This window comes from Mycobacterium innocens, assembly GCF_900566055.1.
Lineage (GTDB): Bacteria > Actinomycetota > Actinomycetes > Mycobacteriales > Mycobacteriaceae > Mycobacterium > Mycobacterium innocens.
On record NZ_UPHQ01000006.1, the window covers coordinates 149,533 to 162,923 of the forward strand.

The 13,391-nt window shown below is 68.2% G+C and carries 7 protein-coding genes and 1 pseudogene; all 8 read left to right on the plus strand.

Features of this window, described 5'->3' with window-relative positions; all coding sequences use genetic code 11:
* Nucleotides 1-257 precede the first annotated feature (257 nt).
* The 8 genes and pseudogenes from EET03_RS01010 (at nucleotide 258) to EET03_RS01055 (ending at nucleotide 13,376) form a co-directional block, all read left to right on the plus strand.
* A pseudogene (locus EET03_RS01010) lies at nucleotides 258-4,488 on the plus strand (SpoIIE family protein phosphatase).
* Complete coding sequence (locus EET03_RS01015; RefSeq protein ID WP_075542130.1) at nucleotides 4,488-4,805, plus strand: STAS domain-containing protein; 318 nt, start codon at nucleotides 4,488-4,490, stop codon at nucleotides 4,803-4,805. The pseudogene EET03_RS01010 and the gene EET03_RS01015 overlap by 1 nt, the downstream one beginning before the upstream one ends.
* Before the next feature lie 141 nt (nucleotides 4,806-4,946).
* On the plus strand, nucleotides 4,947-6,014 hold the full coding sequence (locus tag EET03_RS01020) for a hypothetical protein (RefSeq protein WP_075542131.1): 1,068 nt from the start codon (nucleotides 4,947-4,949) through the stop codon (nucleotides 6,012-6,014).
* Nucleotides 6,011-7,585, plus strand: coding sequence for a hypothetical protein (locus tag EET03_RS01025; protein WP_075542132.1), 1,575 nt, complete (start codon nucleotides 6,011-6,013; stop codon nucleotides 7,583-7,585). Before EET03_RS01020 ends, EET03_RS01025 begins: the two co-directional genes overlap by 4 nt.
* Nucleotides 7,586-7,763: 178 nt before the next feature.
* The gene (locus EET03_RS01030) at nucleotides 7,764-9,587 is read left to right on the plus strand and encodes a phosphoenolpyruvate carboxykinase (GTP) (protein ID WP_075542133.1); all 1,824 of its coding nucleotides are present in this window, start codon (nucleotides 7,764-7,766) and stop codon (nucleotides 9,585-9,587) included.
* Nucleotides 9,588-9,868: 281 nt separating this feature from the next.
* Nucleotides 9,869-10,522 (plus strand): NifU family protein, encoded by a 654-nt coding sequence (locus EET03_RS01040; RefSeq protein ID WP_244232190.1) that lies wholly within the window; start codon nucleotides 9,869-9,871, stop codon nucleotides 10,520-10,522.
* Between the two features lie 367 nt (nucleotides 10,523-10,889).
* Entirely contained in the window at nucleotides 10,890-12,419 is a 1,530-nt protein-coding gene (gene fadD4 / locus EET03_RS01050; protein ID WP_075542137.1) for a fatty-acid--CoA ligase FadD4, read from the plus strand.
* Between the two features lie 3 nt (nucleotides 12,420-12,422).
* Complete coding sequence (locus tag EET03_RS01055) at nucleotides 12,423-13,376, plus strand: enoyl-CoA hydratase/isomerase family protein (protein WP_075542138.1); 954 nt, start codon at nucleotides 12,423-12,425, stop codon at nucleotides 13,374-13,376.
* Nucleotides 13,377-13,391 lie beyond the last annotated feature (15 nt).

Below are 13,391 nucleotides of genomic sequence, written 5' to 3' on the forward strand. Positions count from 1 at the left end.
CAGTTGCCTTTGGCTGGTAGCGGATAGTGCTGCCGGAACGTTGGCGGACGGCCGGTATGCCGGTGATCCGGCGGGGCCCGACAGACGCCCGACAGACGCCCGACAGCGGCCCAACACAGTGGTGATGATTCTGCGCGGCCGAGAGGTACGGTGTGAATCTGCCAATGTTCTGATTCGCGCCCAACCGCGGCGGCAAACCTTTTCTAGGGCCACGCGTGCGATGACGGCCGGGTGGCGGACCTTCGCGAGAGGGATCGATGGTGGGCGCTGCAGATGCCGAGCACGGGCCGGTGATGCCGGCACCGGACGCGATCTTTGCCGCGGACGGCGAGGTGGGCCGCGACCTGGCGCGGGTGGACTGGGCGGCGACTCCACTCGGACCGCCCGCCGGGTGGCCGAAAAGCCTGCAGACAGCCGTCAGCATCTTGCTGTCGTCACGGTTTTCCATGTGGATGGCGTGGGGACCGGAGCTGACGTTCTTCTGCAACTCCGCCTAACCGCCGGGACACCCTGGGCCAGAAGTATCCGTGGGCGCTGGGCCGGCCCGCTCGCGAGGTGTGGGCCGAGATCTGGGACGACATTGATCCGCGGATCCAGCGGGTGCTGTCCACCGGACAAGCGACCTGGGATGCCGCCCTATTGCTATTCCTCGAACGGTCGGGATACCGGGAAGAGACGTACCACACGTTCTCCTACAGCCCGCTGCGCGACGACCTCGGGCACGTCGTCGGCATGTTGTGCGTGGTCAGCGAGGACACCGACCGGGTGATCAACGAGCGTCGGATGGCCACCCTGCGCGATCTCGGGTCCGATCCCACCGTGGTGCGCACCGAACAGGAGATGCTGACGTTCGCCGCCGCCCAACTCGGCCATGACCCGGGCGACTTGCCGTTCACCCTGACCTACTTGTTCGACGAGGGATCCTTGGACGGGGGATCGTTCGACGGTGGCGCGTCGGCGCGGTTGGCTGCGCTCAGCGGGATCGCCCTCGGGCATCCGGCTGCGCCCACGACGCTGGCGGCCGACGGCACCGCGGTGTGGCCGCTCGAGCACGCAGCGCGCGGGCAGTCGGTCCTCGTCGAGCTCGACGGCGGCCCGTTCCACCAGCTGCCGACCGGGGACTGGCCCGACCCGCCGGCGCAGGCGCTGGTGGTGCCGCTGCTGCGGCAAGGCGGTCCGCCCTACGGATTCCTGGTGGCCGCGCTGAACCGCTACCGTCGGCTCGACCAGGGCTATCGCGGGTTTGTCGAGTTGGTTGCCGGCCACCTGGCGGCCGGAATCGCCAGTGCGCGCAGCTATCAGGCGCAGCAGCAGCGGGCCGAGGAGCTCGCCGAGCTGGACCGGGCCAAGACCACGTTCTTCTCCAACATCAGTCACGAGTTCCGCACTCCGCTCACGCTGATCATCGGGCCGGTCGCGGAGTTGCGCCGCCGCACACCAGGGCTCGACGAGCAGGCGCGACAGGAGCTCGAGGTTGTGCACCGCAATGGGTTGCGGCTGGCCAAGCTGGTCAACACCCTCCTGGACTTCTCCCGCATCGAGGCCGGCCGGATGCGCGCCCACTACGAGCCGGTCGACCTTGCCGCCGTCACTGCCGACCTGGCAAGCGTGTTCCGGTCGGCCGTGGAGCGGGCCGGACTCGAATTCATCGTGGATTGCGTGCCGCTGGACGAACCGGTGTACGTCGATCGCGACATGTGGGAGAAGGTGGTGCTCAACCTGCTGTCCAACGCGTTGAAGTTCACCTTTGAGGGGTCGATCGCCGTGCGGGTCGGCCGGGGAGACGGCGACGCCGTGGTCACGGTTTACGACACCGGCGTCGGGGTGCCGGCAGCGGAAATGCCCCGGTTGTTCGAGCGTTTCCACCGCGTCGAAACCGTGCAGGCCCGATCCAACGAGGGCAGCGGAATCGGTTTGGCCCTGGTCAAGGAGCTGGTCGGGCTGCTTGGCGGCAGCATCACCGTCGACAGCAGCCAGGGTGTGGGTACCGCTTTCACCATCCGGCTGCCATACGGCACGACACACCTGCCCGCCGGCGCGCTCGCCTCCCGAGAGCCCGCGCAGGCAGTTTCGGCGGCCGATGCCTACCTGCAGGAAGCGCTGCGGTGGCTGCCAGCTGACACCAACGCCACGGCGGACACCGCGGCAGCCCTGGCGACCGAGGACCCCGTCGCCGCTGAGTCGGTTTCGGCGGGTTCAGCCACGCGGGCGCGAGTGCTGGTTGCCGACGACAACGCCGACATGCGCGAATACCTGACCCGGCTGCTGCGGAGCGCGGACTACCGTGTCGACGCCGTCAGCGACGGCCGGCAGGCGCTGGCCGCCATCCGCACCGAGGTGCCCGACCTGGTGATCAGCGACGTGATGATGCCCCGGCTGGATGGTCTTGCGCTGGTCGCGCAGCTGCGGGCGGATCCGCGCACCGCTGCGGTGCCGGTGCTGCTGCTGTCGGCGCGCGCCGGGCAAGAGGCTTCCGTGGAAGGGTTGGACGCCGGTGCCGACGACTACCTGGTCAAGCCGTTTGCCGCCGCGGAGCTGCTGGCGCGAGCGCGTGCCAATGTCGAAATGACGCGACTGCGCAATCACCATGCCCGGTGGCGCACCGCCCTGGTGGACTCGCTGCAAGAAGCCTTCTTCGTGTGCGACGAGCGCGGCACCGTCGTCGAGATCAACAGTGCGTTCACCGAGATCCTCGGCTACGGCCCCGAAGGCCTTCCGTACGTGCAGACCCACCCGTGGTGGCCCGACGCCGACGCCGACCCCGAAGCCCACCGGCAGTTCGCCGACGCGTTCGCCGATTTTCTTACCCACACCCACGGCGCCTACACCGTTCCCGCGCGTCACCGCGACGGCCACCGGATCTGGATCAACGCCACCTTCAACCAGGTCGACGACCCGGACACCGGCCGGCGCGTCATGGTCGGCACTTTCCGTGACGTCACCGCCGAGCACTACACCGTGCAGAGCCAGACCGCGTTGGCCGCCCTCAACCAGCAACTGGTCCAGGCCGACAGCCTCGATGCGGCAATACGTGCCGCGGTCGAGGTGTTGCGCGAGCTGTGGCGGGCACGCCGGGTGCTGGCCATCACCGTTCCCGGCCATGGTGTCGAACCACAATCACCGCTTGGCGAACCGGAAGTGGCGTCAGCGGGTGAGCCGGTGCAGTGGGCCGAGCTTCCCTCTGGCACTCGGGCGACGATCGGCTCGCTGAGCAAGGCTGATCTGCTCACCACCGAGGCGACGACACCCGGGACCGCGGGCATCGCCCTCCAACACCCGCTAGGGGTGCTGGTGATCTGGCTCGAGCTGGCCGAAAACCGGCCGTTCAGCTCCGAAGACCGAACCCTGCTGACGGCGCTGGCCGGGCGCCTGGGCCAGGGCCTGCAGCGCGTCTACCAGCTCGACCAGCAACGCGAAACGGCCCTGGCGCTGCAACACGCGATCCTGGGTCCGGCACACCTGCCCGGGGGGTTCGCGGTCCGTTACCAGCCAGCCACCCGGCCGCTGCAAGTCGGCGGCGACTGGTATGACGTGGTCGACATGAACGACGGGCGGCTCGCGCTGGTCGTCGGGGACTGCGTCGGCCATGGGCTGGCCGCCGCGACCGTGATGGGGCAGTTGCGCAGTGCCTGCCGCGCCCTGCTGCTGCAGCACCTCAGCCCCGGCGTCGCACTCACCGGTCTGGACCGGTTCGCCGCGCGCCTGCCCGGCGCCCAGTGCACCACCGCGTTCTGCGCGGTGCTCAGCCCCGACACCGGTGAGCTGGTGTATTCCAGCGCCGGCCACCCACCACCCATCCTGGTTCACGCCGACGGCAACGCCCGGATTCTCGACGAAGCCGGCACCATCGCGCTGGGGGTGCGCTCGGACTGGGCCCGCCCCGAAGTGCGCCTGACCATCCCGCCCCGTGCGACCTTGCTGCTCTACACCGACGGTCTGGTGGAGCGTCGCCACCGCCCGCTGGACCAGGGCATCGCCGAGGCCATCGAGCTGGTCCGGGGTGGCGGCGCCGTCGCCCTGGAAGATCTGGCCAGCCACATCATGGCCGGGCTCAACCCCGGCGGCGGCTACCCGGACGACGTGGCTCTGTTGCTCTATCGCCAGCCCGGCCCGCTGGAGATCGGCCTTCCGGCCCGGGCCAGCCAGCTGGCCGCCACCCGCAGCGCGTTACGGGGTTGGCTGGCGCGCACCATGATCGGTCCCGGCCAGGCACAGGACGTGCTGATCGCTGTCGGTGAGGCCCTCGCCAACGCCATCGAGCACGGACACCGGCGGGACCCGCAGGGCACCATCGTCCTGCGCGCCATCGCCTTGGCAGACCGACTACAGCTGACCATCACCGACACCGGCTCGTGGAAACCCCCGCGGCCGCCGCAGGATTCCCACCGCGGCCGGGGCATCGCCCTGATGCGGACTCTCATGGACGACGTCACCATCCATGCCGGCAGGCTCGGTACCACCGTTCACCTTCACGCGAGGATCTCCTGATGACCACACCGCTGACCCTGTCGACCGAACGCCGCGCCGACGGCAGGCCGGTGCTGATAGCGGTCGGAGAAATCGACATGAGCAACGTCGACGCCTTTGCCAGCGCGCTGCGCGAGGCCGTGGGCACCGGCGACACGCTCACCGTCGACCTCAGCGCGGTGGAGTACCTGGACAGCAAGGCCATCAACGCCCTTTACGTGCACGCCGATCACCTGCACCTGGTCGCGAACTCGCGCATGATGCCGGTCCTGCGAATCAGCGGTCTGACCGAACTGGTCAGCGTCGAGCCCGCCGAGCCGCCGCCCGCGGCCACCTGAGCATCATGGAATTCTGCCGGTCCCGACAGCTGATGGTCTTTGGTAACCCAGTAGATGCACTCCCGGCTCGCGGGTGGCTGGCGGTGCTGGGGCGCAACTGCCACCATTCGGTGTCGGTGTGATGCGACCGGGCGGGGGGCTATGACGGGGCAGGGGTATCGGCTTTTTCGCGACGAACTGACGCGCCTCGCTGGCCGCACCGGTGACCAGCGGGTGCAACCGATCGCCGCGCGCGTCGCGCAACCGCTGCGGGTGGCGGTCCGCGGGCGCCCGGGGGCGGGTCGCCGCACGGTGGCGCGTGCCCTGACTGGTGCGGGACTGGCGGTGGCGTCTTCGGCCTTCCCGGCCGGCGTCGCCGACGTGCAGGTGTACGTCCTGGCCGAGGCGCTCAAACCCGAGGACCGCGACGCCATAGCCGCCGTCCGTGATGCCCGGCGGCCGCTGGTGGTGGTGCTGAACAAGGCAGATCTGAGTGGCTTCGGCGGGGCCGGGCCGATGGCCGCGGCGCAGACCCGCTGCGCGCATTTTTCCGCGCTGGTCGGCCTGCCCGTGGTACCGATGATCGGGCTGCTCGCCGCCGCGGCGTTCGACGATCTCGATGAGGCCTGCTGGCTCGCGCTGCGCGTGCTGGCCGCCCACCCCGACGTCGGGACCTGCCTCGACGGATCCTTCGACGGCTTCCTGGCGGCGGCGCTCACGGTGCCGATCCCGATGCGGCTGCGGCTGCTGGAGGCCCTCGACCTGTTCGGTGTCGCACTTGGCGTGGCAGCGGTGCGCCGCGGCGCGGCGCCGGCGGGAGTGCGGGCCCTGCTGCGCCGGGCCAGCGGTGTCGACGCCGTTGTCGCCCAGGTGATGGCCGCCGGCGGCCCTCCGCGCTACCGCCGCATACTCGAAGCCGTCACGGCACTCGAGGCGATGGCTGTGACGGACGAGCGGATAGCGCGGTGTTTAGCCGGCGACGACATGGTGCTCGCCCGGATGAGCGCCTCCCTGGACGCGGTGTCCGCGCTGCACCTCGAATCGGAGGACATCGCGTCCGAGGATATGGCCGCGCTGTTGCGGCGGGCGGTGCGATGGCAGCGTCACCGCAGTTCCCGCGATTGTCGCGCCGGCCGCGTGGACGCCGCCTGCGGAGCCGACATCGTCAGAGGATCGCTTCGGCTCTGGTCGCGGGCGGGAGGGTCAGTCCAGTCAGGGGAATACGGGTGATCGGCGTGGCCCGGGAAGACCCGGCCGCCCGGGTCGACGCACTGGTGGCGGCGATCGGGCCCAAGGCGGGTCCGCCGGTGATCCAGCGCCGCGACGTGGTCCTGGTGACCGGCCCTTGGCTGGCCGGCGTCAGCAGCGTAGTAGCCGCTCTGCGGCAACGGGCGCCGCAACATGAGTTCGTCGAACCGCCGGAGCTGGCGCCCGGCGACGCGCCGACCGCGGTGGTGTTCGTGGTCTCCGCCGCGGCCCCGCTGACCGAATCCGACTGCGCGCTGCTGGATGCCGCCGCCGAGCACACCGACGTGGTGATCGGGGTGGCGTCCAAGGTCGACGTGCACCGCACCTGGCGCGAGGTGCTGGCCGCGGACCGGGCCACGCTGGCGGCGCGTGCGCCTCGTTACGCCGACGTGCCGTGGGTGGGTGCGGCCGCCGCGCCGCAGCTGGGGCCGCCGCGGATGGACGACCTGGTCGCCGTGCTGCTCAGTCGGCTCGCCGATCCGGACATCGCCCGCCGCAACAGGCTGCGTGCCTGGGAATCGCGGCTGCAGACGGTCGCGCAGCGGTTCCGGCGCGACGCCGAAGGCGCCGGCCGCACGGCGCGGGTGGATGCCTTGCGTGAGGAACGCAGTGCGGCCCTGCGGCAGCGGCGTCAGTCGAGAACAGAGCACGCCATCGCGCTGCGCGGTCAGGTCCAGCAGGCCCGGGTCCAATTGTCCTACTTTGCCCGCAACCGTTGTTCATCGATACGTGTCGAGCTGCAGGAGGACATCGCGGTCCTGCCCCGGCGCAAGGTTCCCGAATTCGAAGAGCACACCCGCAGCCGGGTCGCCGGAGCGCTCGCCGAGGTGAGCGAGGCCGTCCACCGGAGGCTCGCCGACATGGCACCGGCGCTCAGTGTGCCCGTCGGGCTTCCGCCCGGCGAAACCCTCCCGACGGTCGCCATTGCGGACCCGCCGTTGAAGTCCCGGCGGTTGGAGACCCGGCTCATGGTGGTGTTGGGTGCCGGCTTCGGCCTGGGTGTGGCACTGACGCTGAGCCGGTTGCTGGCCGGACTGGCACCCCGGCTCAACCCCTGGCTGACGGGGGCCGGGATCATCGGATGTGTGGCGCTCGGGTTGGTGTTGACGCTGTGGGTGGTCCACACCCGCGCCTTGCTGAGCGACCGCGCCGTGCTGGATCGCTGGACGGGTGACGTGATGTCGGCGCTGCGCTCCGCGCTGGACGAACTGGTCGGCGGCCGGGTGCTGGCAGCCGAGTCGCTGTTGAGCACCGCGCTGAGCGCACGCGACGAGGCCGAGCACGCCCGGGTGGCCCACCAGGTCAGCGTGATCGACGCCGAACTACGCGAACACACCATCGCCGCGGCGCGAGCCGCCGCACTGCGGGACCGGGAGCTGCCCGCCATTCAAGCCGCGCTCGACGCGGTGCGTAAAGAACTGGGCAAACCGGGTATACCCCCGGTCGGCACCCGATCGGCGGGCGTCGGCACTGCTGCCAGGCCACCAGCAGCCCCAAAGGCGGCAACAACAGCAAATGGTAAGGATATTGATCCTTCTGAATCGGTCTTGTGAGGAGGCTTATACCCGCCCTGGCCTTCCGCGACAAGTGATGCACGATAACCTGTATTAATAAGCACCCGGGTCAACAGTCGTGCTAGCAAACGCATAAACCGACCCCCTAGATGGATCCCGAAACCGATACCAGCCGACAACTAGCCGCAGATACGCAGCAGAATCTCAGGAGAGTTCGATGACCTCAGCGACCATTCCCGGTCTAGACACCGCGCCGACTAATCATCAGGGGTTGCTGTCTTGGGTGGAGGAGGTCGCCGAGCTCACTCAGCCTGACCGGGTTGTCTTCGCCGACGGCTCAGCGGAAGAGTTCCAGCGGCTCGCCGATCAGTTGGTCGAGGCCGGCACGTTCACCCGGCTCAACCCGGAGAAGTACCCGAACTCGTTCCTGGCGCTGTCCGACCCGTCGGATGTGGCGCGGGTGGAATCCCGCACCTTCATCTGCTCCGAACGTGAGGTCGACGCCGGCCCCACCAACAACTGGATGGACCCGGACGAAATGCGGTCCATCATGAAAGACCTGTACCGCGGCTGCATGCGGGGGCGCACCATGTACGTGGTGCCGTTCTGCATGGGCCCGCTCGGTGCCGAGGACCCCAAGCTCGGCGTGGAGATCACCGACTCCGAATACGTCGTCGTCTCGATGCGCACCATGACCCGCATGGGCAAGGCCGCCCTGGAGAAGATCGGCGACGACGGGTTCTTCGTCAAGGCGCTGCACTCGGTGGGTGCCCCATTAGAAGCAGGGCAGAAGGACGTGTCGTGGCCCTGCAACGACACCAAGTACATCACCCACTTCCCGGAGACCCGTGAGATCTGGAGCTACGGTTCGGGCTACGGCGGCAACGCACTGCTGGGCAAGAAATGCTACTCACTGCGGATCGCCTCGGCCATGGCCCGTGACGAGGGCTGGCTGGCCGAGCACATGCTGATCCTCAAGCTGATCTCCCCGGAGAACAAGGCCTACTACTTCGCGGCGGCCTTCCCGTCGGCTTGCGGCAAGACCAACCTGGCGATGCTGCAGCCGACCATCCCGGGTTGGCGCGCCGAGACGCTCGGCGACGACATCGCGTGGATGCGGTTCGGCAAGGACGGCCGGCTGTACGCGGTCAATCCCGAGTTCGGGTTCTTCGGGGTGGCGCCCGGCACCAACTGGAAGTCCAATCCCAACGCCATGCGCACCATCGCCGCGGGCAACACGGTGTTCACCAACGTCGCGCTGACCGATGACGGCGAGGTGTGGTGGGAAGGCCTGGAGGGCGAGCCCGACCACCTGATCGACTGGAAGGGCAACGACTGGTATATCCGCGAAACGGAAACCAAAGCGGCACACCCGAACTCCCGATACTGCACCCCGATGTCGCAGTGCCCCATCCTGGCGCCCGAATGGGACGACCCGCAGGGCGTGCCGATTTCCGGAATCCTGTTCGGCGGTCGCCGCAAGACCACCGTTCCACTGGTCACCGAGGCGCGCGACTGGCAACACGGAGTGTTCATCGGTGCGACTCTGGGAAGCGAGCAGACCGCCGCCGCCGAGGGCAAGGTCGGCAACGTGCGTCGCGACCCGATGGCCATGCTGCCGTTCCTCGGCTACAACGTCGGGGGCTACTTCCAGCACTGGATCAACCTGGGCAAGAACGCCGACGAGTCCAAGCTGCCGAAGGTGTTCTTCGTCAACTGGTTCCGCCGCGGCCACGACGGGCACTTCCTGTGGCCCGGCTTCGGCGAGAACAGCCGGGTATTGAAGTGGATTGTGGAGCGCATCGAGCACCGGGCCGGCGGCCGGACCACCCCGATCGGCACCGTCCCCGCCGTCGAGGACTTGGACCTGGACGGGTTGAACGTCGATGTGGCCGATGTGGGCGAGGCGTTGAAGGTCGACCCCCAGGAGTGGCGCGCGGAGCTGCCGCTTATCGAGGAGTGGCTGGAGTTCGTCGGTGAGAAGTTGCCCACCGGCGTCAAGGACGAGTTCGACGCGCTCAAGGAACGGCTGGCCGAGTAGGGGCCGACTAACCCTTCTGCCCGGGTGATCGCGCTGTGTCGCAAATGTCCAGCGTTGCACTCGATTCTCGGTGACCCACCGATCGCAACTTCATGCCGATCCGGCCGCGATAGTACGACCAGGGCTGTCGGTGTTCGGGCTGAGTGCCCACCATTTGGTCGAGCAGGTCGGTGGCGTGCAGGGCCAGTAAGACGTGACGCTCGACGCGCCCTAAGTCGCTGTATGCCCGGAACACGTCATCGCGGCCAGGACGGGGGCCGTCGCCACGGACAGTAATTCAAGTGCCTGGAGAAGTGCGGCACGGACGTCCCCGCAGGCCCGGTGGATCTGGCGCTCGGCATTCGGCGTGGTTCCCCGATGTGCCCGCGCACTGCGGATGGATCCCCCTGCACGCCACTGCCACCGGCAATCCGCGGCAACTGCGATGGGTGGCCGCGCCGGACCGGCTGCCACCCCTCGGCATTGTCCAGCACGCACCGGGCAGGCTGGGCGCGCTACTGAAGAGTGGACTGATCACCGAGATCGTCGTGCGCGCCACCGATATCTTGATCACCGTCGGCACAACCCGTAGCTGGCGCGAGTTGGGAGACGATATTCGTACGGCGCTCACCGACGCGCTGGTGGACCCGGCCGGTTGGCGGGTCGAGCAGTCAATGAACTCCGAGGCTCAGTTGACGACGCTCGCGCAGGAACTGCTCGCCGGTCCGATCGGGGCGCTTGCCAGTTCGCACGGCGGGTCGATTGAACTGGTTTCCGTTGTCGGCCTCAACGTGACGGTGCGGATGTCAGGAGCCTGCCGCGGATGCCTCGCCGCGAATTCCACGCTTCGCGACAGGCTGCAACGCGAGCTGCGGCGACGATCGGGTATCGAGGTCACCGTTGTCCCGGAAACCCCTCAGCGGCAGTGGTATTGGGTAAGCAGCTGCGCTCGCTAGTCGCCCGTTGAGCGCTGCCGCATCGGGCCGCAACAGCGGCCGCCGATGTCGCTGCGCGCGAGTTGGTTCCGGCAGTTCGCGAGGCCGCTTCGGGCGTTCAGCATCACGTTCAGATCGCGGCCCAGTTGGCCGCCGAAGACGCTGGCCTTTCCTGCGGCATTGCTCAGCGACGACGTTCGCCCGTTGCGTCGAGCGCGACGCTGAGATACCCAGCACCGCACGGCCATTCAGTTGACTCAGGGCTTCGGGCCGGATCGGTAGAGTCGGTTAGTCGACATCGATGATCGCTGGACAGCGCTCAGGCGGCCGGCACCGGGGGACCGCGCCCCATTGCTCCAGTAACCGGGATGCGACGTACAGTCGGCTCATGCAGATCCGCCAGCACCTCGGCGATGCGCAAAGCGCCAACAAACCGGCAGTCATCCTGCATCCGTCCGGGACCGTCGTCACCTTCGCGGAGCTGGAAGCCCGAGCCAATCGACTGGCGCACCGATTCCGTCAGGCGGGGCTGCGGGAAGGCGACGTCGTCGCCATTCTGATGGAGAACAACGAGCACATCCACGCGGTCATGTGGGCGGCCCGCCGCAGCGGCTTGTACTACGTGCCGATCAACACCCACCTGGCCCCGGCCGAGGCGGCCTACATCGTCGACAACAGCAGCGCCAGCGCGATCGTCGGGTCCGCGGCGCTGCGCGAGACCTGCGCTGGTCTGTCCGGCCACCTTCCCGGAGGCCTGCCGGAGCTGCTGATGATCGCCGACGGCAACCTGGCGGGCTGGGAGCGATACCCGGAATGCGTTGCCGGCCAACCCGGCACACCGATCGACGACGAACTGGAAGGCGACCTGCTGCAGTACTCTTCGGGAACCACCGGCCGGCCCAAGGGAATCAAACGCGAATTACCGCATGTCCCTCCGGATCAGGCGCCCGGGATGATGTCGGTGCTGATCGATTACTGGATGGACCGCGATTCGGTGTACCTGAGCCCGGCACCGCTCTACCACACCGCACCGTCGGTGTGGTCGATGAGCGCCCAGGCCGGCGGTATCACCACCGTGGTGATGGAAAAGTTCGATCCCGAGTCGGCGCTCGACGCCATCCAGCGCTACCGGGTGACGCACGGCCAGTTCGTACCGGCGATGTTCACCAGGATGCTGAAACTGCCTGATTCGGTGCGTAATTCGTACGACATATCCAGCCTGAAGCGGGTGATGCACGCCGCGGCGCCGTGTCCGGTCGAGATCAAGAAGCAGATGATGGACTGGTGGGGACCGATCGTCGACGAGTACTACGCGTCCTCCGAAGCCATCGGATCCACGCTGATCACCGCCGAGGATTGGCTGGCGCACCCCGGTTCGGTCGGCAAGCCGATGCAAGGCGCGGTTCATATCCTGGACCCCGACGGCAACGAGCTCCCGGCGGGCCAGCCGGGTGAGATCTATTTCGAGGGTGGGTTCTCCTTCGAATACCTCAACGATCCGTCGAAAACCGCTGCGTCGCGCGACAAGCACGGTTGGGTGACGGTGGGCGACATCGGCTATCTCGACGACGAGGGCTACCTGTATCTGACCGACCGGCGCCATCACATGATCATCTCCGGCGGTGTCAACATCTACCCGCAGGAAACCGAAAACGTATTGGTGACGCACCCGAAAGTGCTCGACGCCGCGGTTTTCGGTGTTCCCGACGGCGAGATGGGACAGCGGGTGATGGCGGCGGTGCAGACCGTCGACCCGGCGGACGCCACCGAGGAATTCGCTGCTGAACTGCTGGCGTGGTTGCGGGATCGCCTGTCGCACTTCAAATGTCCCAAGGCCATCGCTTTCGAGGCGCAGTTGCCGCGCACCGACACTGGCAAGCTCTACAAGGACGGGCTGATCGAGAAGTATTCGGCCTGACCGATGCTGCGTGTAGTCGACCTGTCGAAACCCGCGGATGAGCGGGACGCCGGTGTTGCCTCGCCACCGGGCGTGATCGTCGCTCACGGCCCGCCTACGGATGAATTCTGGCTGGAGACAGCGACTTTCACGCTGACTGACGAGCCATGTGGCGATCGCCGGGTGGTCACCGTGGCGTCGGTGCCCGAGGCGTTGGCCGACGTGACGCGGCGCTGCCGACGTTGGCCGCAGGCCAGCGCCATGTGCGACGACGTGCTGCGTGCTGTGGATCCCGCCGGTGCGACGCTGGCCGGGGTGGTCACCGAATCACTGGCCTATTCGACCCTGCAGGCCGGACCGGAGTTCGCGCGCTGGCTCGACGATCGCGGCCCGGCCGCCGTTCCGGGCACGGCCGACGCGGTGCTCGTGGGACGCGACGAGGACACCCTGCGGATCCGGTTCAACCGGCCGCAACGACACAATGCGTTTTCCACCGATGTGCGCGCCGCGCTGCTGGAGGCGTTGACCGTCGCCCAGCTGGACCCGTCGGTCACCGGAATCGTGTTGAGCGGCAACGGCCCATCGTTTTGCAGTGGTGGAGACCTTGCCGAGTTCGGCACTTTTGCCGATCCGGTAAGCGCGCACTTTGCCCGCACCCGGCATAGTCCGGCGCTGGTGCTCGACGAACTCAGAGCCAGGCTTGGCCGGTCGTGCCGGGCCGAGGTCCACGGGCGGGTGCTCGGCAGCGGGCTGGAGATGGCGGCGTTGTGCGGATGGGTTGTGGCCCAGCCCGATTCGGTGTTCGGGCTGCCCGAACTGAGCCTCGGGCTGATCCCCGGCGCCGGTGGCACCGTCAGCATCACCCGACGGATCGGACGCTGGCGCACGGCATATCTGGTGCTCTCCGGCCGAACTATCGACGCCGAGACCGCGCTGGCCTGGGGCCTGGTGGACGCCATCTGGGCGGCCGCCGGCTAGGCGCAGACCTGCTGG